Below are 21,023 nucleotides of genomic sequence, written 5' to 3'. Positions count from 1 at the left end.
CCGCCGCGAATTTTGGGCTTTATGGACTACTTGAACTCAGCCTGCCACTGCTCCTGAACCTTGGCGAGGCAGTCGTCGATCGTCTGTTTGCCCTCGAGCGCGCCCTGGAACTGCTCGGCGAAGACGCGCATCAGCTCTTCCGCCACCGGCAATCCGACAAACTCATTGCAGGCGTAGCTCTGTTGATAGATCTCAAACGCCTTGGCAAACAGCGGATCCGCCTTGGAATAGTCCGGCGCCGCCTTTGTGTTGCCGGGGAAGGCGTTGGCGGTCGAGGCGAGGCGGGCGTTGATGTCGCTGCTCAGCAGGAAATTGACCAGCTTCCAGGCCTCTTCCTTGTGCTGCGAGTTCTCGCTTACGCCGATGCCCCACGCCGCGTACACCATGCCGCGCTCTCCCTGATAATCATCCTTGGCGGGTACCGAGCAGACCGAGAAGTTGAGCTCCGGGTTGCGCTCGCGGATCATCGTGATGTGGGCCAGCGTATCCACCATCGTGCCGATGCGGCCGTTGACGAACTCCTCGACCTTGTCCTGCTCCTGCTTGGAGAACGAGCCGGGAGAGACGACGCCCTGATCGTAGAGGTCCTTGATGAAGGTCAGCGCTTCCTTGACGTCGGCGTTGCCCACGTTGGGCGTGCCGTCCGCGTTCATCATGCTGCCGCCGGAGGCCCAGACCCAGGACATCGTGTCGTTTTGGATGCCGTTGGGCGACTGCAGCGAAAGCGGTAGCACCCAGCCGTACTGATTCTTGTCCGCGTTGGTCAGCGCTTGTGCGGCGGCGAGAAACTCGCTGCGGTTGGCGGGCAGGGCTTCGATGCCGGCGGCCTTCAGCATGTCGTTGTTGACGAACATCGTGTAGGCAAACGTGACGACGCCGTACATGTGGTTCTTGCCGCCCACGGCCACCTTTGCGCCAAATTCGCCGTCGTCGGTCTTGTAGGTCGCGACCAGGTCGTCGAGGTTGGCGATGGCGCTCTGCTTGGCCAGATCGTTGACCCAGGCGCCGTCCAGACCCACCACGTCGCTCAGCGTGCCCGTCGCGGCGCCGGCGATGATCTGATCCTTCGTGCTGGAATAGGGTCCGGACACCAGTTCCACCTTGATGCCGGGATTTTGCGCTTCGAATTCGTCCATCAAGCCTCGGAAGAACCCCTGGGGCAACTCCGGTTCCCACCACTGAATGAACTCGATCTTCACATCCTCCTGAGCGAGCGCGGAGATGCCGCCGAGCGAGCACAGCAGCATGATCGTAAGAAAGACGGACAGCAACTTCTTCATAGATCCAATTCTCCTTCCTTTTCTCTGGATGGCGCAGGATCGACCCGAGCCGGCATTCGGTTCAATCCATCGGTATGAGTATAGTATAAGCGTCATATATTGTCAATACAGATATAAAAGAATTTTTATCCGTGTATCTATTCGCAAGCTTTAATAATTATTAGGCAGTAATTCACCATGTTTTTAGGAATTATCCATGTAAACCGTCTATTTTGCAACGCCTGATTCAGAATCCGTCTGCGCCGTCCGCCCCTATTTCATCAAAAAAGATGTTGCAGCGGCGGCGGCGGTCGGGTACGGGATTGATTTTTGCATGGTATGCGTATACAATGTCGGTAGGACAAATTCAGGCGGCGGTGATTTCACATGATCAGCGACTCCATCATCGAAAACCGAAAATACTTCAAACGCAACAAGATCCTGTACCTCATCCGCACCGCGCCCAGGTGCTCCCGCTTCGACGTGAAAAAGCTGACCTCCTACAGCATGTCTACGGTGCTTTCGATCATCGACGAACTGGTCCAGAGCGGGTTCATCTACGAGGAGGAAAGCAGCGACGTCAAGGTGGGCCGCAAGCCCACCTGGCTGCGCATCAACCCGGACTACGGCGTGTTCATCGGGGTCGAATTCCACTTCGCGCACATCAATTGCGCGATGCTGGACTTTCAAGGCAACATCGCGCATCAGAGTTTCATGCCCTTCGACGCGGATACCGGTGCGGAGGAAGTGCTCGAAAAAGTCGCCGCGCTGATCTCGGACGCCCTCATGGCGGCGGGGTCGGGCCGCCGATTGCTCGGCATCGGCGTGGGCATTCCCGGTTACGGCGATTTCGAGAACGGCATCGGCATCGAGTACGCGCCGATCAAGTCGTGGCGCAACATTCCGGTCAAGGCGTTCATCGAATCGCGCTTCAGTTGCCCCTGTTTTGTGGAGAACAACGTAACCTCGATGGCCATGGGCTACAAATACGCCCACATGGTAGGCGGCAGCGACGATTTCCTGTTTGTGTCGGTCCGGACGGGTATACGGATCGTCCCGGTCATCAACAACGAGTTGTTCCTGAGCAACAAGGGCTACGCCGGCCAGCTCGGCCACGTGAAGGTCATGGGCGGCAGCCGGATGTGCATCTGCGGGCGGCGCGGCTGCCTCAACACCGAAGTTGCCGATACCGGTCTGCGCTCGAAGCTGATCGAGGACATCCTGGCCGGCCGTCAGCAGCGCGTCTTCGAGCTGGCGGCGTGCGATCTCGGCCAAGTCACGGTTCCCCTCTTCGTCCAGGCGGTCATGGAGGGTTGCGACGAGGCAATCCGCCTTTTGAAAGAGACGGCCGCGTGCCTGGGTCAGGCGCTGGGCATGATGTTGGATATCCTTGCGCCGCGGCGCGTGATCGTCTACGGAGAGTTGTGCCGCGTCGGCGACCTGTTCCTGGAGGGGCTTGTTTCGTCGATCCGCGATAACGCCATGCCCGTCAACACGGCAAATTTGTCCGTCATCCTGCTGCCCCCGGACGAGCGCCTCGGCGCGACCGGCGCGGCGCAGCTCGTCCTGCAAAAGCAGTTTGAATACTTGAAGGAGACCGTTTAGGGGCTGTGGCGCTTTTCTCGGCGCCACAGCCCACCGCACATCGCTACTGCTTCCTGTAACTCCCGCACATGCTCTCGTCCTCGGGCGAGCCGGTGCCGCCGCCGGGGCAGGCCTCGACGCGGATCGAGCGCAGCGAGCAGTAGTTCTGCTCGCCGCAGTGGAACGAGCAGCTGTCCACGCTGCATCGGATGTCGGTGTTGGCTTCCTTCTTGGCCATGTTGCATCATCCTTCCATTCAAATTACGTCTTTCGACGCTGATAGCTTGCCGCTTTCCGCTTTCATTCATGCGCCTTTCGTGCTATAATGGTGCGCAATACGAAAAAGGGAGGATCCGCATGAACAAGATCGAAATCGTAGGCAAGATCGGTTCGATGGCGATGATCCGCTCGGATAAGCGCGCGATCGACTACAACGTCATCTCGCAGGTGGCCGAGGCGCTGCGCCCGGGCATGATCTGGGTGACCAGCGGCGCGGCGGAGATCGGACGGCTCGACTACATGCAGCGCACGGGCCGGGAGCTCTCCGGCGACAAGGAAGAGATCAAGGCCGACTACTGCGCGCAGGGCCAAACCATCCTGATGAATAACTACCGCCAATTTGCGCGGCCGGAGTATTCGCTTCGGCAGGTGCTGCTCGAGCACCAGCACTTCAACAACCCGGTCAAGCGCGAGGCGATCAAGCGGCTGATGCTGCGCGCCGCCGAGCAAAACGCAGTGCCGATCGTCAACTACAACGACACGGTGTCGGATGAGGAAATCCGCAAGATGGAGCTGTTCGCGCTGCGCGAAAAGCAGGAGGACATCGTGGAATGCGTGGACAACGACGAGACCGCCGCGGTGCTGTGCGAGCTGGTGCAGGCGCGCTACCTCGTGATCCTGTCCTCCACCGAGGGCATCTACTTCGACGCGCAGGACCCGTCCACGCTGGTCCGGGAGGTTATCTGCCCGGACGCCGACACGCTGGTCAAGCGGATCGACGCGCTCAAGGAGAAGTGCGTGGGCGCGAGCCGCGCGGGTGCAAACGGCGCGCGCGCCAAGCTGGAATTCGCGATGAAGCCCGCGCTGCACGGCGCGACGGTCATCATCGGCCACGCCCGCTACCCGATAGCCGATCTGATCGGCGGCGGGGCCCCGCAAACGCGCATCGGCATCGCGCGGGATTAAAGCAACGGTGGCGCCGCCCTTCGGCAGCGCCACCATATTTTGGGACAAGTTTCCCCTCTGCCGGATCTTGCTCAGGGGATCGAAATGCCTCTGTGTCAAAGAACTCGATCAGCGCGATGCCCAGCCCGCCGCACAGCATTATACGCGTTGCGATGCCTGGATTTTTGCTCGCGCCGTTTTGATGTTCTTGACGGTTGAGGGGGATACCACACAAACGCGCGCCAGCGCATTAAACGGAGGGCGCATGCGAAGCGGCCGCCAAGACGCGCCCATTGCCGCCCACCCTCGCGCTATTGCTTACCGCCCAGCAGCGGACTCATCTCTTTTCTATACAGCACCGCCAACCGATGCAGCGCCCGCGTCAGCGCCACATAGAGCAACTTGGCGCTCGGGGGATCGTCGCCAAAGGCCAGCGCGCCGGCGTCGGCGAGGATCACGCCGTCGAACTCGAAGCCCTTGGCCGCGCCGGCCGAACACAGCAGCACGCCCGGCTCGTAGTCGCTCGCCTCGACGTCGAGCAGCCGCGCGTTCAGTTCCGGCGGCAGCCGCTTGAGCAGCCCCGGAAGTCCTCCGGCCCCGCGCGCCACCACCGCGATCGAGCCGCAGCCTTCCGCCTTCCACGCCCGCGCGATCTCCGCGATAAGATGCGCCTGCCGCGCGTCGGTTTCGAAACGCTCAAATTGCACCGGTTCCCCGTGGCGCAGCACCGGACGCGCGCCCTGCTGGCCCGGCGCGGGATGGCGCGCGGCCACCTTGAACGCCACCTCCATGATCTCCACGGTGCTGCGGTAGCTGGTGAGCAACCGGTGCAGCGCGGCGCGGCCGCCGAACACCTGCTCCTTGAGCACCGCCCAGTCGTTCAGGCCCCGGAACGACTGCACGCCCTGCATCAGGTCGCCCACCACGGTCAGGCTGGCCATCGGGGCATAGCGCGTCAGCAGCATGAATTCAAGCGCGCTGAAATCCTGCGCCTCGTCCGCCACGACGTGCCGGAACGCGCCGCGCTCGGTAACCGTCAGCCGGTGCGCGATCAGCGCTACCGGGGCCACGTCCTCCGGTTCAAGCGGCCGCCCGGCCTCGAGGCGGCCGAGCGTGTGCCGGGCGGCGGCTCGCGCGGCCGACCCGTCCGCCTCCGGAAGCAGTGATTCCAAAAATAACCGGTAGCACTCGACCGGCTCAAGCGACGGCATCCCCTTGAGCCGGTCCCTGACGAACGGGGCCACCCGGTCGCGCACCTCACGAATGCGCGCGTCGCGGCTTGAGACCAGCTGCGCGCGGCGCGCGGCCAGCGCAGCCGGGTCGCGCTCGGCCACGATCATTCGTTCGAGCCGCTTGTCGCATTCGGCCTCCATCCATTGCGCGAGCCGCCGCGCCGCCGCCTTCGCGCGCGCCGTCAGCGGCTTCTTGAACTCCATCAGCCGCCGCTCCATCGGGAAAGGCTTTTCATCCACCAGCAGGAACTGCCGAAGCTCGGCCTCGTCGTACAGCCGAACCGGCCCAAAGTCGATCGCGCCCCGCGCGAACGAGGCCTCGTAATCGGCAAGCCATGCTTCGAGCCGCTTAAACAACTCAAGCGAGCCCTTGAATTGGTAGATGCCGCGCAGCCGCTCGTATTCGTCCGCGGGAAGCCCCGCCATGTGCTCGGTGCGGTCGCGCGCGTCGACGCGCGGCATCTTCCTGCCCAGCCAGTCGCGCATCAGCTGCAAAAAGGTGCCTTGCTTCACGCGCTCCACGCCGAGGTCCGGCAGCACGCCCGATATGAAGCTCAGGAACAGCGGGTTGGGCGCGAGGATCAGCATCTGCTCGGGCCGAATCTGCCGATCGAACGCATACAACAGATAGGCGATGCGGTGCAGCGCGATCGTGGTCTTGCCCGAGCCCGCCACCCCCTGCACGATCAGCGAGCTTCCCAGCGGGTAGCGGATCACATAGTTCTGCTCGGCCTGGATCGTGGTCACGATCTCCTTGAGCCGGTCGGAAGCCATCGCGCCCAGCACCGACTGCAGGAATTGATCGCGCGAGACCAGGTCGGTGTCAAAAATGGCCTCGAGCCGGCCGTCCTTGACCGTGAGCTGGCGCTTAAGGCGCAGCTCGCCCTCCACCCGCCCGTCGGGCGCTTCGTAGCTGACCGCGCCCAGCTGGCCGCTGTAGTACAGGTTGGCGACCGGCGCGCGCCAGTCGATCACGGCGGCCTCGAGCGTACGCGTGTCGAGCACGCCCGTTCGGCCGATGTAATGGGTCTCGGGCGCGCCGCCCACGGGCACGAAGTCCACGCGCGTGAAATAGGGCGACAGCCGCGAGCGCGCGAGCCGCGCGATGGCGTCGAGCGACGCCGCGTACAGCTGCTCGCGCACCGGGACATGGTCGGGATCGTCCGCGCGCGCCGCCGCGAGCGCTTGGAGCGCCCCTTCGCGCTCGCGCTCGGCGACGCCTTGCTCCCGCTCGATCAGCGCAAGCGTATCGGTGAGTTTCAACGCCTCATACGCCGCTTCCGGATGCGCAGGCAACGCCATCCCCCTCGCCCCCTCTTCGCAAAATGGACGTATATCTTACCACAACGCGCCCATTTTGCCAAGCGATAAAAACTTGTGCGTCGCTTTCATGCTTACTTTCGCATCGTTCAACTCTTGCTTCGGCGTCGGGCGCGCTTTGCGGGTTTGCGGGCTGCTTCGTGGGGACGACGGCGGTCGGGCTCGCCGCCGGCTCGTCTGTTTTGCGCGATCCGAACATAAGGGAACTGGAGCCATAGGCCGACAAATTGCGGTTGCCAATATCGCAATCTCGCTGTACAATATTTGCATCATGCCGGAAGGGCGGGTGCGATCATGAAAAAGGGCCTGACGCACATCTACACGGGCGACGGCAAGGGCAAGACCAGCTGCGCAATGGGCATGGCGCTGCGCGCGGCGGGGAGCGGCCTCGCGGTCAACATATTCCAGTTCTGCAAAACCGAGCCGTCGGGCGAACTCAAGGCGCTTAAACTGCTGCCCGGCGTGACACTTAAGCGGGCGCAGATCGACACGCACAAGTTCGCATGGGACATGGACGCCGAAGAAAAGGCGCGGTGGAGCGAGGCGCAGCAGGCGCTGTTCGACGAGGCCTGCGAGGCAAGCGAGGCCAGCGAGGCAAGCGAGGGCGCGCTCTGCGGCCTCGTGATCCTGGACGAGGTGCTGGGCGCGGTCCGCGAGGGCGCGATCGACGAAGCGCAGCTTAGCTACCTGATCGGCCACAAGCACAAGGGCGTCGAGCTGGTCCTGACCGGCCGGAACGCGTCGCCCGCGCTGATCGCCAAGGCGGACTATGTGACCGAAATGCGCATGGTCAAGCACCCTTACACCGAGGGGATCCCCGCACGCCGCGGGATTGAATACTGACGCCGGAGGAGATTGAACCGATGACGACGAAGATCACGCGCGACCAGGCGCTTGAGCTGTTCAAGCGCTACAACGACCAACCGTTCCACCTTGCGCACGCGCTGACGCTCGAGGGCGTGATGCGCCACTTCGCGGGCACGATGGGCCATTTGGGCGAGGCCGATTTCTGGGCGCTGGTGGGCCTTTTGCACGACGTCGATTTCGGGCGCTACCCCGATCAGCACTGCCGCAAAGCGCCGGAGCTGCTCCGCGAGATCGGCGCCGAGGACGAATTCATCCGCGCGGTGGTCAGCCACGGCTACGGCATCGTGAGCGATGTCGCGCCCGTCCACCCCATGGAGAAGGTGCTGTTCGCCGTCGACGAGCTGACCGGCCTGATCGGAGCCGCTGCGCTGATGCGGCCGTCGAAGTCGGTCATGGACATGGAGGTCTCGAGCATCAAGAAGAAGTTCAAGGACAAGAAGTTCGCCGCCGGCTGCTCGCGCGACATCATCCTGCAGGGCGCGCAGCAGCTCGGCTGGTCGCTCGAGGAGCTGATGGAGCGCACGCTCGAAGCCATGAAAGCCTGCGAAGCCGAGGTGCAGGCGCAACTGTAAAGCGCTTTTTCAAATAGTTCCCACCAACCGATATGGCATCCAAATCACCTCCGCGTCCGTCACAAGTGGCGTACACGGAGGTGACGTATTGATGAGACGCAAAGTTTTCTTCGCGGCATTGCTGGCGCTGTCGATCGCAGCCAGCGCTTGGTCGGCCGCGCCCGCGCCCGCCTCCACGACGCCCCTCCCCTTCCCGATGGGTGAACAGGTTGCGCGGGCCGAGGCCACGCCGCCGAATCTCACGGCCAAGGCCGCGATCGTGATCGACGCAGACACCGGCAAGGCGCTGTTTGAAAAAAACGCCGATCAGCGCCGCGCGCCGGCCAGCACCACCAAGCTGATGACGCTGCTGCTGGCGGTGGAGCACGGCGGGTTGGACAAGGTGGTCATCCTGCCCGAATCCGCGGGCAAGGCGCCCGTCGGCTCGTCGCTCACGCCCGTCTATCCGGGCGAAAAAATGCCGATGCGCGACCTGCTCCACGCTCTGACGATCAAGTCGGGCAACGACGCGGCCAACGCAATCGGCACGATCGTGTCGGGCAGCGTGAATAACTTCGTGGCGGCGATGAACGCGCGCGCCGAAAAGATGGGGCTTGAGAACACCCACTTTGTCAACCCCCACGGCTTCCCGGCCGACGGTCACTACTCGAGCGCCCGCGACCTCGCGCGCATCACGCGCGAGGTGCTCCAAAACGCGACCTGCCGCAGGATTATCGAGACGCGCAGCCATACGATGAAGCCCACCGCGCGCCGCGGCGCGCTCAAGCTGACCAATGGCTACGCCATCCTCGATAAGGACAGCGACTACTACTATGCGCCGGCCTTCGGCGTCAAGACCGGCTATTCAGTCTCCTCGGGCCAGTGCTTCGTGGGCGCGGCCGCCAAGGGCGGGCATACGCTGATCTCGGTGGTGCTGCACAGCGCGCAGACCAAGCCCGAGAAATGGATCGACACCAGGAAGCTGATGGAGTACGGCTTTCAGAAGTTGGGCGCGTAGGTTGCATTTGCGCACGCCGCATGTTATAATCGCCCGTACAAACCCATACAAACGGGAGGCAATCCTGTGGCGATTCGCATCCATCGATGGGTGAAACATGCGGCCGCGCAATACGCGCGCTTGCCGGCGGCCGGACGATGCCTGGCTGCGATCGGGTTTTACGCACTGGGCTTTTGCTGCCTGTCGCTGCTCACCCGCGCGATTGTGCTGATCGGCGGGCGCTCCATCCTGTGGCAATTCGACTCGAGCGGCGAATACTATCCGGCCACGGCGTACTTTGTGCGAGCCGTGCGCCGTTTTTTGGCCGGCCTGGCCGCCGGGCGCATCGATTTTGACCAGTTCAGCTTTACCATCGGGCTGGGTGGCGACGTCATTTCCACGCTCAATTTCTATGGCTTCGCCGATCCCCTGCTGCTGCCAGCCGCGCTGCTCCCCGTCGACGACATGGAGTTGCTGTTCACGCTGTGCGTCTACCTGCGCCAGTTTTTGAGCGGGCTGTTCCTCTACATGTATCTGCGGCACATGGGCGCGCGGCGCAGCCACGCGGTCATCGCGGCGCTGTCCTACGCCTTTTGCGCCTTCGTCAACCGAAACACGCTCAAGCATCAAAACTTCCTGAACGCCGCGATGTACCTGCCGCTGGTTTTGTTGGGCTATGAACGGCTGACGAAGCGCGGCAAGGGCGCGCTGTTCGTCGCCTCGGTCGCCTGGCTCGCGATGAGCTCGTTCTATTTTCTGTACATGATCAGCCTGTTCCTGTTCGGCTACGCGCTGCTGCGCTTCTTCCGGACGCACGCGCGCGGCGAGCGGGCGCGCGCCCTTCCCCGCGCCGTCGGCCGCGCGCTGCTCCGCTATGCGCTGGGCATCGCCGTCGCGGGCGCGGTGCTGCTCCCGAGCATCTATGGCTTTCTGCATTCGGCGCGGGTCCCCGGGCCGCTCGCGCTGAACCTGTGGTTTTATTCGCCGCAGGAATACGCCTCCCATCTCTCGTGCCTGGCCTTCCCGCTCAACGCTTACTTTGAAACGGTCGCGATCTGGGCGCTCTGGGCGGCCATGGCGCTGATGCTCGATCGGCAGTCGTGCAAGCGCTATGGCTTGCGGGCGATCGCCGTGCCGGTCGCCCTCTACCTGCTCGTACCCTTCCCTTCCTATGCGCTCAACGGCTTCAGCTACATCTCGCCGCGCTCGGTGTTCCTGCTGTCCTTTCTGTTCTCCTGCGCGTTGGCTTTCGGCCTCGACGCGCCGCTGAAGGCGTCCGCGCGGGGGAAAGCGCTGCTGATCGGCACGACGGCCTTGCTGTTCCTGGGCTTCGTCTATACCCTGGTGCGCAGCAAGGATCTGACGAGCAAGACGGCGTACTACGCCTACATTGCCGTGGTCGGCCTCGCGTTCGCCGCGCTGTGCTTTGCGCTTTTGTATTTCGGCGCGCCCAAGCGCCGTGTGTATAAATGGGCGCCCGCCGCGGTGGCGCTGGCCGCGGTCGTCATGAACCTTGCGCTGAACGAGACCCTGTACGCCTATTGGCGCTATCAGGGCGGGCAGTTGCTGCCGGCGGGCAAGGCGGACGCCGTCGTCGCGTCCTCGCCCGCGTCCTCCGCCCCGGCTCCCGACGGGACGCACTTCTTCCGAACCGAGGTGCCCGGGCACGAGCTGTCGGTGCGCAACGAATCGATCATGCTCGGTTTCTATCCCACGGCCTGCTACCTGAGCATCCAGAACGCCGATAACCTGGAGCCTCTGGGCGAGCTCGAGGACAGCGGCCGCGTCGTGCTGCATTATACCACCGGTTTCGACGGGCGCGCCGCGCTGCTCGACGTGATGGGCGTGAAGTACTTTGCGACCGATGCCGATTCCAAGCAGCTGCCGCCCTACGGTTTTTTGAAAATATCCGAGGACGAACGCCATGCCGTCTACGAGAACGCGGCCGCGCCGGGGCTGTCGTACAGCACGCCGCTTTATCTTTCCCGCGCGGCGTACGACAAGCTGGACGCGCTCGGCAAGCAGCAGGCGCTCATGAGCGCGGCGATCCTCGAAAGCCCGCCGCCCTTTTCGCTTGCGCAGGCGACGCCCATCGACCGGCGCGTGCGGATTCCCTATTCGTTTGCCTGCTCGGACGGCATATCGTGGCGGGACGGTGTGCTCGACGTGCGCGAGGCGGGCGCGGAGATGACGCTGTCGTTTGGGTCCGCGCCGGGCTGCGAGACCTACCTGCGGCTTAAGGGTCTCGACATCTCCGGCGCGCCTTACGACATCATCGCGATTTCGGTTGCGGGCGATGGCTTTGAAAAAGAGGTCCACGCCTGTTCAGACAGCTATCAGTACCACTACGGCGCGACCAACTACATGGTCAACCTGGGCTACCGCGAGGGCGTGCTCGACAAGGCCACGCTGCGCTTTCCCGAGAAGGGCACGGTGCGCCTCGATGACATCGAGCTCTACTGTCTGCCGATGGACGGCCTGAACGCGCAGGCGGCCGCGCTCAAACGGGAGTCGATGACGCTCGTGCGCGTGGGCAACGACCGCGTCGAGGGCGATGTGAACTTCTCGAGCGGCCGGGTACTGGCGCTGGCCATCCCCTGGTCGGACGGATGGCGCGCCACCGTGGACGGTCAGGCCGCCGCGCTCGACCATTCCAGCGGCCTCACCATGGCGCTGCCGCTCAAAGCAGGCGCGCATCACGTGGTGTTGACGTATGAAAACCCATGGATGAAGCCCGGCCTCGCGCTGAGCGCGCTGGGCCTTTCGTGCGCCGTCGCGCTGGGGTTGATTGGGCGCCGGCGCAAAGGCCGAGCCGCGCGCCTCGGTTCATAGGCCATCCCGATGTAAAATCTTGCCCACGCCTTGACGTCCCCGCGCTGCGCGTGCTATACTGATTTGGTAAAGCAGGAGCAACCGCTTCTCACCCGGCGGCAACGCCAGCGCGGGTTTGTCATAGGAACCATGGTTCCCTATGCGTGAGAGCGGCCGTACTGCGCCGCTTATTTCTTTTGTCCCAACAGACTGAATTTCAGGAGGTGTATCGGTATCAACGATCTGATGATTAACCAGGAAATCCGTGACCGCGAGGTACGCTTGGTCGCCGAGGACGGCGAGCAGCTGGGGGTGATGCCTACGCATCAGGCCATAGCGCTGGCCGAAGAACGCAGTCTTGACCTGGTCAAGATTGCGCCGCAGGCCAAGCCGCCCGTCTGCAAGCTGATGGACTACGGCAAGTATCGCTTCGAGCAGTCCAAGCACGAACGGGAGATTCGCAAGAATCAAAAGATCATCACCCTCAAGGAGGTTCGCCTGTCCGCCACGATCGAGGATCACGATGTGGACGTGAAGTTCCGCAACGCGGTCAAGTTCCTGCAGGACGGCGACAAAGTGAAGGTGACGATCCGCTTCCGCGGGCGTCAGATCACCCATTCCGAAATCGGTCTGGAGGTCATGAAGGACTTTGCCGAGCGGCTCAAGGACCTGGGCGTAGTGGAGCGCCGCCCGCTGATCGAGGGGCGCAACATGATTATGATCCTCGCGCCCAAGATTAAAGATTAACCCCCCGCGAGGATGAGAGGAGGAAGACCCATGCCCAAACAAAAGACCCATCGGGGCGCCGCCAAACGCTTTTCGCTCACCAAGTCCGGAAAGGTCAAGCGTTCCCAAGCCTACAAGCGCCACATCCTGACCAAGAAGCCCACCAAGCGCACGCGCAACCTGCGCAAGGCCGCCTTCGTCGCGGCGGGCGAAGCCAAGGTCATGAAAAAGCTCATTCCCTATAAGTAAAGGAGGCGAATCGAAATGGCTAGAGTCAAGAGGGCCGTAAACGCCCTGAAAAAGCGTCGCAGGGTATTCAAGCTGTCCAAGGGCTACTTTGGCGCCAAGTCGAAGCAGTATCGCGCCGCGAGCGAGCAGGTTCGCCGCTCCCTGCGCTACGCATACATCGGCCGCAAGCTGAAAAAGCGCGACTTCCGCAAACTGTGGATCACGCGCATCAACGCCGCGGCGCGCGCGAACGGCCTGAGCTACTCGCGCATGATGAACGGCCTCAAGCTGTCCGGCGTGACGATCAACCGCAAGCTGTTGTCCGACCTCGCGGTCGCCCAGCCGGCCGCGTTCACGCAGTTGGCCGATACGGCCAAGAAGGCGTTGGGCTGAGGCGTATTCCCGGGGCTGTAGCGCTCAGATAAGGCGCTGCGGCCTTTTTCTATATGCACAGTACAAAGGGAGTGACCGGCCGTGGAAGTAACGCCCGTCATGTTATGGATCGTATGCCCGCTCGTGTTTCTGGCCGCGTTCGTCGATTCAATCGCCGGGGGCGGCGGGCTGATTTCGCTGCCGGCCTACCTGTTCGCGGGGCTGCCCGCGCAGCTGGCGTCGGGCAGCAACAAGCTATCGGCGCTATGCGGCACCGTCTTCGCCACCGCGCGCTACCTGAAGAGCGGACGCCTGCCGCTCGCGCCCGCATTGCTGGCGGTGCCGGGCGCGCTGATCGGTTCGGCGCTGGGCGCGTTTTTGCTCCAGCAGGTAAGCGAGCAATTCGCGCGCGCCTTCATGCTGGTCGCGCTGCCGTTGGTCGCGGTGCTGTTGCTCGTCAAGCGAGGCGAAGCCCCGGCTCGCCCGTTCGACGCGCGCCGCTACGCGGGCTGCGCCGCGATCGGACTGGCATGCGGGCTGTACGACGGCTTCTTCGGCCCGGGCACCGGCACCATCCTGATTCTGCTGTTCACCTGGTACGCGGGCCTGGGCATGGTGGACGCGTCGGGCGCGGCCAAACTCGTGAATCTGGCCAGCAACCTGGCCGCCGCGGTCAGCTTCCTGATCGGCGGGCAGGTGCTGCTGAAATTGGCGCTGCCCGCCGCGGTTTGCTCGATCGTCGGCGGCTGGCTGGGTGCGAAGCTGGCCATCCGGCAAGGTGCAAAGTTCATTCGCGTCATCATGCTCGTCGTGCTGGCCGCGCTGATCCTCAAGCTGGCTTGGGATATGTTTGCCTAGGTAAGCGCTGATTAAAGCACACGTGCGATGGCGAGGGGAATTTTTGCCGGATTGGGCTTGCAAAATCCGAAGGCGTAGCAGCGCTACGTCGAGGATTCTGCGGGCCCGAGCTGGCGAAAATGCAACCGCCACCGCGCGTGGGATTTGATCGGCGCTTACCTAAATTGCCCGATGCCCCAACCCGACCGCCACTTCATTCAGATGCAGCAAACCGATACCGAAGAACACCGCCACCGCGATGTTGTTGCCCGAGCGCGCCACGCCGATCTTGCCGCCCACGTTCAGGCCCAGCGCCTTCGCGCCCACCTGCGAGAGCGCCTCACGCGTCGCGCCGGCCACCGCGCCCTCCTCCCGGTACTCGGTGGACGAAATCACGCCCTCGCGCTTGGCCGCCACCACGGCGCGCTCCACGATCCGCATGATCGACTGGATGAATTCCCCGCCGTAGTCCACCGCCGCCGCGCGCATATCCTCGGCGCCGAGCTGCTCCTTGAGCGTCTTCTCCTCCTCGCGCGTGCGCGTCAGGCTCATCATGAGCGCGGCGCGCGACACCGTGCGGCTGCCGCTGATGTTCGTCGATTCGATGTCCGTCATCTCCTTTCCGCCGCTCCCCCCTGGGGGGGTTGGAGGGCCGTGCCCTCCATGTTGGATCATGGGTACCGACCCTGCCGATGCCTGTGGATTCCCCCAAAGGGCGCGCTTGCCCTCACTCAATTCGCAATGGTCGCCCCACGCCATCCGGCGCGGATGCTCGCTTGCTCATTGGACTGGCGCCCTCTTCCTCGCCCACCGGGCGCGGTCGGGCGCGTCCCGACGGGGAATCGATTCCGGCAGCAGGATTGCGCCCGGAATTTCCCGCAGGGAATCCAGCAATCCGGTTCCCCGTTCCTTATCTCACTCGCGAACGGTCGCAGCCGATCGCGAGTGACCGGCACTTGCGCCAGCCAGCGCCCCGGTTGAGAACGCGATTTGCAGGTTGAACCCGCCGGTCAGCGCGTCCACGTCGAGCACCTCGCCTGCGAAGTACAGATGGGGCATCGCCTTGGCCTCCATCGTGGAGGCGTTGATGCCCTTCACGTCCACGCCGCCGCGCGTGACGACCGCCTCCAAATAGCCTCTGAGGCCCTTGACCGTCAGCGGCACCGCCTTGATGAGCTTCACCAGTGCCGCGCGCTGCGCCTGCGTCACGCTGTGGGCCGGCTGCGCGGGACTCAGGCCGGCGAGGTTCAATAGCGTCAGCGCCAGGTTATGCGGCGCGAGCGCGTCCATCACGGTAATCAGTTGCTTGCGGCTCATTTCGGTGAGGTCGCGCACCAACCGCCGGTCGAGCGTCTGCTCGTCGAGCGCCGGCTTCAGATCGATCGTAAGCCGCTGCCCCGCGCAGTCGTCGGGCAGCGCGCTCGACAGCGACAGCGCCAGCGGCCCCGACAGCCCGAAGTGGGTGAACAGCAGCTCGCCCTGCTCGGCAAACAGCTTCTTCTTGCCATTGAGCGCGCCAAGCCGCACGTTTTTGAGCGTCAGGCCCGACAGCGCGCCCGGCCAGTCCTCGATCGTTTCGATCGGCGTGAGCGTCGCGCGGGTGGGCGAAAGCGCAAGCCCCGCCGCCTCGGCCAGCCGATAGCCGTCGCCGGTCGAGCCGGTCGACGGATAGGAAAGCCCGCCGGTCGCCACGATCACCGCCCTTGCGCGCACCTCTTCGCCCGATTCCAGCCGCACGCCCGCCGCCGCGCCGTCTTCGAGCAGCAGCTCATGGGCCCGCGCGTTCAGCCGGACGGTCGCGCCCAATCGCAGGATTTCCCTTTCGAGCGCGCGCGTCACGTCGCTGGCGCGGTCGGATACCGGAAACACGCGCCCGCCGCGCTCTTCCTTGAGCGGTACGCCCAAAGCCTCGAGCAGCGCCATCAGGTCGCGGCTTCCAAGGTGACTGAGCGCGGCGTACAGAAAGCGCGGGTTGCGCACGATCTGCTTCATGAAGTCCTCGCGCTCGGCGGTGTTGGTCACGTTGCACCGGCCCTTGCCTGTGATATAGATCTTTTTGCCCAGCTTTTCATTGCGCTCGAGCAGCGTAACGCGCGCGCCCGCGCGCGCTGCAAACAGCGCGGCCGAAAGTCCCGCCGCGCCGCCTCCGACCACCAATACGTCCGTCACGCCTGGTTCTTCCCCAAGTACACGTCGTACTCCGCCCACACGTCCTCCATCTGCTGGAAATAGTCGTTGACCTCCTGCCGCCGCCTCTGCCCCACGGCCACGATCAGCGCGTTAATCAGCGACAGCGGCGCGGCCAGCGAGTCGACAAACGACGCCATGTCGCTCTTGGCGGTCAGGCACAGGTCGGCCGCCGCGTGCAGCGGCGACAGCGGCCCGTCGGTGATCGCGATCAGCGACGCCCCCCGCCCGCGCGCGAAGCGCATCGCCTCGATCGTGCGGCTGGTGTAGCGCGGGAAGCTGATGCCGATCAGCAGGTCGCCCTCGCCGATGCGCGATATCTGCTCGAAGATGTCGGACACGCCGGAGGTGACCAGCGTGACCGACGGAAAGATGAAGTTCAAATAATGCGCCATGAACTGCGCGAGCGGCGCGCTGGCTCTAAGCCCCAGCACGTACACGTGGCGCGCGGCCAGGATCAGGTCGATCGCGTCCTCGAAGGCCACAAGGTCCAGCTCGTCGAGCGTGGCGCGGATGTTCTGCATGTCGGCCTTGAGCACCCGGCTGAGCATCTGCGTATGATCCATGTCGCTGGTCATCTCGAAGCGCTGCGACGCGGTCAGCCGATGCCGGATCAGCTCTTGCAGCGCCTTTTGAAGCTGCGGATAGCCCTCGTAACCCAGCGCGGCGGCAAAGCGCACCACCGTGGACTCGCTCACCCCCACGTACTCGCCCAAGCGCGACGCGGTCATGAACGCCGCCTTGTCGTAATGGGTGACGATACATTCGGCGATTCGCCTGTGGCTCTTGGACAGCTTCTTGCCGCTGTGGTTGAGCCGCTGGATCAACTCCTGGGCGTTCTCCATCCGTCTGACCTCCCCGCGCTACGGTTTGCATGCGATCATTTTAGCGTAAAAGCGCCGTTTTTGCAAGTGGCATTCATCCTAATTGCGTATTGCGCCCGTTTATGATATACTCTATCCGCAAGGACAGGATGTGAAATGCGTTTGAACCATCATTTTACGATCGCGATCGACGGGCCGTCCGGCGCGGGCAAGTCCACGATCGCGCGGGCCGTCGCCGAAAGGACCGGCGCGCTGTACCTCGACACCGGCGCGATGTACCGGGCGGTAGCGCTGTGGATGCTGGGGCATGGGATCGATCCGGACGACGCAAGCGCGGTGGCCAGCCATGTCGGAAGCGTGATGCTGGACGTGCTCTACGAGGACGGACGCCAGAAGGTGTACCTGGACGGCGAGGATGTGACCGACGCCATACGCGCGGGGGCAGTCACGATCGCAGCGTCGAAGACCTCGGCGGTACCCGCAGTGCGCGAGCGGCTGGTCGCCATGCAGCGCGAGATCTGCGCGGGCCGCAGCGCGGTCATGGACGGGCGCGACATCGGCACGAAGGTGTTGCCGGACGCCACACTCAAGATTTTTCTGGTCGCCAGCGCCGAGGAGCGCGCCCGGCGGCGTTACTTGGAGCTCAAAGCCCAGGGCGGGGGCGACAGCTACGAGTCGGTGCTCGAAGCGATGCGCATCCGCGACCGGGACGATTCGACGCGCGCGGCCTCCCCGCTCAAGAAGGCCGACGACGCGGTCGAGCTGGACTCAAGCGAGCTGACACTCGACGAGACGGTCGAGCGGGCGCTTCAACTGCTGCGCGAGCGGCTGGGCGGAGGCGCATCATGATGGATGAGCGACAGGCCGCCCCTGCCCGGGGGCGTGCCGGCGCGGACATCGGGGAACATCGGTGGCTGCGCGTGGCTCTGCGCGCGCTGGTACGGGCGTTTTTGTTCGTGTTCCTGCCGGTGCGCGCGCTGGGGACCGAGCATCTGCCGCCGTCGGGCGGGGTGATCTTGTGTGCCAACCACGAGTCGCTGGTCGATCCGATCGCGCTGCTCTGCTCGCTTACGCGCTGGATACGGTTCATGGCGAAGAAGGAGATCATGAACGTCTGGGGCTTCGGCGCGTTTTTGAGGGCGCTGGGCGTATTCCCGGTCGACCGGGGCGCGGGCGACCTGCAGGCGGTGCGCACATCGCTGGGGGTCTTGAAGGGCGGCGAGGTGCTGGGCATCTTCCCCCAGGGCCGGCGCGCGTTCAAGGGCAGCGGCGCCTTCTTAAGCGGCGTGGCGCTGATCGCGCTCAAATCGGGCGCGCCGGTGGTGCCGGCCTACATCGCGGGCCGGGCGCGGCTGTTCCACAGGCTGCATCTGACCTTCGGCCCGGCGGTCGATCTGTCCGAATACGCCGGACGCTTTGACAGCCGGACGCTCGAGGCCGCGACCGAGCGCATCCGCCAAGCGGTATATGCGCTGAAAGAAGCATCGGATTAGGGAATTATTTTGTAAAATCTTTGGTCGCGTCCCGATCGTGCAGGAAATGTGGGCATGATCTCGAACTAAACAGGATGTCTTAATGTGTCGGGAGGACGGTATTGCAGCTGATTATAGCCGAAAGCGCCGGTTTTTGCTTCGGTGTGCGACGTGCGGTCGAGATGGCCGAACGACTGGCAGAAGGCTCCGCGCCCGCCGTCACGTTGGGCCCCTTGATTCATAATCCGAATTTTGTCGCCGAACTAGCCGCGCGCGGTGTGCGCCCGGTTGACTCGCCCGAGGCGGCGCCGGAAGGCGCCAAGGTGGTGGTGCGCTCGCATGGCGTGGGCCGGGCCGTCTTTCGGGCGCTTGAGCGGCGGGGCCTTGAGGTCGTGGACGCCACCTGCCCGTTCGTCAAGCGCATCCACGCGATGGCACGCGAGGCGGCGGCGCAGGGCACGCCGGTGATCGTGGTCGGCGACCGGGATCATCCGGAGGTTACAGGCATTCTGGGCTGGAGCCTGGGGCTGGGCCACGCGGTGCTGACCGCGGCCGACATCGAGGCGCTGCCGCCGATGGAAAAGGCGCTCGTGGTCTCGCAGACCACGCTGCCGACGGCGCGCTATGGCGAGGCCTGCGAGGCGCTCGCCCGTCGGATTGCCGAGCCCGACATTCGCCTGACCACTTGCCCCGCCACCGAGAAGCGACAGGCGGAGGCCGTTCAAATCGCGGCGAGCGTCGATGTGATGCTGGTCGTGGGCGGTCGCAACAGCGCCAACTCGAAGAAGCTGTACGAGTTGTGCAAAGCGCTTTGCCCCCGCGTTTATTTCATCGAAACCGCGCTGGAACTGGATGCCATCCCGTTTGGCGCGCGTGATCGAATAGGGATGACAGCCGGTGCATCCACGCCGGTTTGTACGTTTAAGGAGGTTGTAGCACGAATGAGCGACATCGAGAGACAGGAACAGGTCGAAGGGACCTTCGAGCCCACCCAGCCCGCGCCCGAAGCGGCGGCCCCCATCGCAGAAGCCAGCCCTGAAGACGACTTCATGGCGAGCGTCGACAAGACGCTGGTGCAACTGCGCCCGGGCCAGACCGTCACCGGCACGGTGCTGCAGATCACGGACGACGAAGTGTGCGTCAACGTGGGCTACAAAATGGATGGCCTGGTCAAGAAGGCCGACCTCTCCTCGACCGATGTCAAGGTGGGCGACGAGATCGAGGTCGAAGTGGTCAAGGTCAACGATGGCGACGGTAACGTGCTGCTGTCGCAACGCAACATCGTCAACAAGAAGAGCTGGGACGAGATTATGGCCAAGTACGAGGCCGGCGAGTTCGTCGATGCCGTGGGCAAGGAAGCCGTCAAGGGCGGGCTGATCGCCACCGTGATGGGCATACGCACCTTCATCCCCGCGTCGCAGCTGTCCCAGCACTACGTCGAGAAGATCTCCGACTTCGTGGGCCAGGAAATGAAGCTCAAGATCATCGAAGTCGACAAGTCCAAAAAGCGCATCGTGGGTTCGCGCAAGGCGGTGCTGGCGGCCGAGGAGGCCGAGCGCAAGCGGGCGATCTGGGCCACGCTCGAAGTGGGCCAGGTGCTCAGCGGCATCGTGCGCCGCCTGACCGATTTCGGCGCGTTCGTAGACATCGGCGGCGTGGACGGCCTGGTGCACGTCACCGACCTCAGCTGGCACCGCGTCAAGCACCCGAGCGAAGTGGTGTCGGTCAAGCAGGAGATTCCGGTCAAGATCCTGAACCTCGACCCCGAGAAGGAGCGCATCTCGCTGTCCTACAAGCAGACCCAGCCGCGCCCGTGGGAGACCGCCGGTGAGCGGTTCATCGTGGGCAGCGTGGTCGAAGGCAAGGTGGTGCGCATCACCACGTTCGGCGCGTTCGTCGAACTGGCGCCCGGCCTCGACGGCCTGGTTCACATCTCCCAGTGCGCGCTGACCCGCATCGCCAAGGTCGAAGACGCGGTGGGCGTGGGCGACGTGGTGCGCGTCAAGATCCTGGACGTCAACACCGAAGCGCGCCGCATCTCGCTGTCGATCCGCGCCGTGCTCGAAGACGAGGCGCTCGACGGCCTCGGCGAAGTCAACGAAATCGCCGACTCGTTCGCGATTGCCGGCGACGACACCGCTCTGCTCGGCGACATGCAGAGCGAATAAGCGGGCGGAACGCTTAAAAGCGGTCCGTATGGCCATGATTCTTTCGTTGCGCCGTACGGCACGCCGCTCTTGAACAGCGGCGGCACAACCGCTGATCCATTGGGCTTTGGCCGGCGGGGGGATTTTCGTTCGATATGTTCCCGCAAAATGCGCAGGCGTAGCAGCGCTACGTCACACGTTTTGCAGAAGCGAGCGGGCGGAAAAGCACCCGTCAGCCAGCGTCAGAACGGGTCGGCGGTTTTTACTTGGGCAAGCAGCGCGCCGGAGGTAGCGCAGGTAGACGCGCGGGGCGCGGCGACCGTGCTCAAGAAAGGCAAGACCGCCCCCGCCGCAAGCCGACGGCGGCAGCGCGATGTGCGTCATCAAGGTAAATTGCCCTGGACGCTTAAATCGAATCCTTGACTTTTCCCGCCGAATCGGCTAC

The 21,023-nt window shown here is 64.0% G+C and carries 19 protein-coding genes; 13 read left to right on the top strand and 6 right to left on the bottom strand.

The window, feature by feature from the left end; all coding sequences use genetic code 11:
- Positions 1-26: 26 nt before the first annotated feature.
- The gene (locus tag ACH6CV_RS03570; RefSeq protein ID WP_456356790.1) at positions 27-1,280 is read right to left on the bottom strand and encodes an ABC transporter substrate-binding protein; all 1,254 of its coding nucleotides are present in this window, start codon (positions 1,278-1,280) and stop codon (positions 27-29) included.
- A gap of 366 nt (positions 1,281-1,646) precedes the next feature.
- Here ACH6CV_RS03570 and ACH6CV_RS03565 point away from each other — a divergent pair, with 366 nt between their 5' ends.
- The gene (locus tag ACH6CV_RS03565) at positions 1,647-2,864 is read left to right on the top strand and encodes an ROK family protein (RefSeq protein ID WP_456356789.1); all 1,218 of its coding nucleotides are present in this window, start codon (positions 1,647-1,649) and stop codon (positions 2,862-2,864) included.
- A gap of 43 nt (positions 2,865-2,907) precedes the next feature.
- Here the strand turns inward: ACH6CV_RS03565 and ACH6CV_RS03560 are convergent, their stop codons facing one another.
- Positions 2,908-3,081: a DUF1540 domain-containing protein gene (locus ACH6CV_RS03560; RefSeq protein ID WP_456356788.1), complete on the bottom strand. Its 174-nt coding sequence runs from the start codon at positions 3,079-3,081 to the stop codon at positions 2,908-2,910.
- A gap of 119 nt (positions 3,082-3,200) precedes the next feature.
- Here ACH6CV_RS03560 and ACH6CV_RS03555 point away from each other — a divergent pair, with 119 nt between their 5' ends.
- Positions 3,201-4,028 (top strand): amino acid kinase family protein, encoded by an 828-nt coding sequence (locus tag ACH6CV_RS03555; protein WP_456356787.1) that lies wholly within the window; start codon positions 3,201-3,203, stop codon positions 4,026-4,028.
- Between the two features lie 290 nt (positions 4,029-4,318).
- On the opposite strand, the gene ACH6CV_RS03550 is transcribed toward ACH6CV_RS03555, so the two are convergent.
- Positions 4,319-6,541: a HelD family protein gene (locus ACH6CV_RS03550; protein ID WP_456356786.1), complete on the bottom strand. Its 2,223-nt coding sequence runs from the start codon at positions 6,539-6,541 to the stop codon at positions 4,319-4,321.
- Positions 6,542-6,853: 312 nt separating this feature from the next.
- Here ACH6CV_RS03550 and ACH6CV_RS03545 point away from each other — a divergent pair, with 312 nt between their 5' ends.
- The 8 genes from ACH6CV_RS03545 to ACH6CV_RS03510 all read left to right on the top strand — a co-directional run bounded on the left by ACH6CV_RS03545 (position 6,854) and on the right by ACH6CV_RS03510 (position 13,969).
- Positions 6,854-7,402 (top strand): cob(I)yrinic acid a,c-diamide adenosyltransferase, encoded by a 549-nt coding sequence (locus ACH6CV_RS03545; RefSeq protein ID WP_456356785.1) that lies wholly within the window; start codon positions 6,854-6,856, stop codon positions 7,400-7,402.
- Positions 7,403-7,422: 20 nt separating this feature from the next.
- The gene (locus tag ACH6CV_RS03540) at positions 7,423-7,998 is read left to right on the top strand and encodes a hydrolase (protein ID WP_456356784.1); all 576 of its coding nucleotides are present in this window, start codon (positions 7,423-7,425) and stop codon (positions 7,996-7,998) included.
- A 91-nt stretch (positions 7,999-8,089) separates the two neighbouring features.
- Positions 8,090-8,995: a D-alanyl-D-alanine carboxypeptidase family protein gene (locus tag ACH6CV_RS03535; RefSeq protein ID WP_456356783.1), complete on the top strand. Its 906-nt coding sequence runs from the start codon at positions 8,090-8,092 to the stop codon at positions 8,993-8,995.
- Positions 8,996-9,061: 66 nt separating this feature from the next.
- Positions 9,062-11,806 carry a YfhO family protein gene (locus ACH6CV_RS03530; RefSeq protein ID WP_456356782.1) on the top strand — a complete coding sequence of 915 codons (2,745 nt, stop codon included), beginning with the start codon at positions 9,062-9,064 and terminating at the stop codon, positions 11,804-11,806.
- Between the two features lie 225 nt (positions 11,807-12,031).
- A complete protein-coding gene (infC, locus tag ACH6CV_RS03525; protein ID WP_456356781.1) occupies positions 12,032-12,532 on the top strand; it encodes a translation initiation factor IF-3 in 501 nt (166 codons plus the stop codon).
- A 30-nt stretch (positions 12,533-12,562) separates the two neighbouring features.
- On the top strand, positions 12,563-12,760 hold the full coding sequence (gene rpmI, locus ACH6CV_RS03520; protein ID WP_456356780.1) for a 50S ribosomal protein L35: 198 nt from the start codon (positions 12,563-12,565) through the stop codon (positions 12,758-12,760).
- A gap of 15 nt (positions 12,761-12,775) precedes the next feature.
- Positions 12,776-13,132 carry a 50S ribosomal protein L20 gene (gene rplT / locus ACH6CV_RS03515; RefSeq protein WP_456356779.1) on the top strand — a complete coding sequence of 119 codons (357 nt, stop codon included), beginning with the start codon at positions 12,776-12,778 and terminating at the stop codon, positions 13,130-13,132.
- 81 nt (positions 13,133-13,213) lie between these two features.
- A complete protein-coding gene (locus ACH6CV_RS03510; RefSeq protein ID WP_456356778.1) occupies positions 13,214-13,969 on the top strand; it encodes a sulfite exporter TauE/SafE family protein in 756 nt (251 codons plus the stop codon).
- A gap of 159 nt (positions 13,970-14,128) precedes the next feature.
- On the opposite strand, the gene ACH6CV_RS03505 is transcribed toward ACH6CV_RS03510, so the two are convergent.
- The 3 genes from ACH6CV_RS03505 to ACH6CV_RS03495 form a co-directional block, all read right to left on the bottom strand.
- Positions 14,129-14,563, bottom strand: coding sequence for a HutP family protein (locus tag ACH6CV_RS03505; RefSeq protein ID WP_456356777.1), 435 nt, complete (start codon positions 14,561-14,563; stop codon positions 14,129-14,131).
- Positions 14,564-14,863: 300 nt separating this feature from the next.
- On the bottom strand, positions 14,864-16,156 hold the full coding sequence (locus tag ACH6CV_RS03500; protein ID WP_456356776.1) for an NAD(P)/FAD-dependent oxidoreductase: 1,293 nt from the start codon (positions 16,154-16,156) through the stop codon (positions 14,864-14,866).
- Positions 16,114-16,980, bottom strand: a complete 867-nt coding sequence (locus tag ACH6CV_RS03495; RefSeq protein ID WP_456356775.1) for a MurR/RpiR family transcriptional regulator — start codon at positions 16,978-16,980, stop codon at positions 16,114-16,116. Before ACH6CV_RS03495 ends, ACH6CV_RS03500 begins: the two co-directional genes overlap by 43 nt.
- A 141-nt stretch (positions 16,981-17,121) precedes the next feature.
- Between ACH6CV_RS03495 and cmk the strand changes: the two genes are divergently transcribed.
- From cmk to ACH6CV_RS03480, 3 genes are all read left to right on the top strand, one after another.
- Complete coding sequence (gene cmk / locus ACH6CV_RS03490; protein WP_456356774.1) at positions 17,122-17,808, top strand: (d)CMP kinase; 687 nt, start codon at positions 17,122-17,124, stop codon at positions 17,806-17,808.
- Positions 17,805-18,452, top strand: a complete 648-nt coding sequence (locus ACH6CV_RS03485; RefSeq protein ID WP_456356773.1) for a lysophospholipid acyltransferase family protein — start codon at positions 17,805-17,807, stop codon at positions 18,450-18,452. Before cmk ends, ACH6CV_RS03485 begins: the two co-directional genes overlap by 4 nt.
- A 101-nt stretch (positions 18,453-18,553) precedes the next feature.
- Positions 18,554-20,599, top strand: a complete 2,046-nt coding sequence (locus ACH6CV_RS03480) for a bifunctional 4-hydroxy-3-methylbut-2-enyl diphosphate reductase/30S ribosomal protein S1 (protein WP_456356772.1) — start codon at positions 18,554-18,556, stop codon at positions 20,597-20,599.
- Positions 20,600-21,023: the final 424 nt, after the last annotated feature.

Source organism: Anaerozeibacter quisquiliarum, from assembly GCF_051162045.1.
GTDB lineage: Bacteria > Bacillota > Clostridia > Christensenellales > Aristaeellaceae > Anaerozeibacter > Anaerozeibacter quisquiliarum.
Note: the sequence above shows the minus strand (reverse complement) of the source record. Positions and strands in the feature narration are given on the sequence as shown.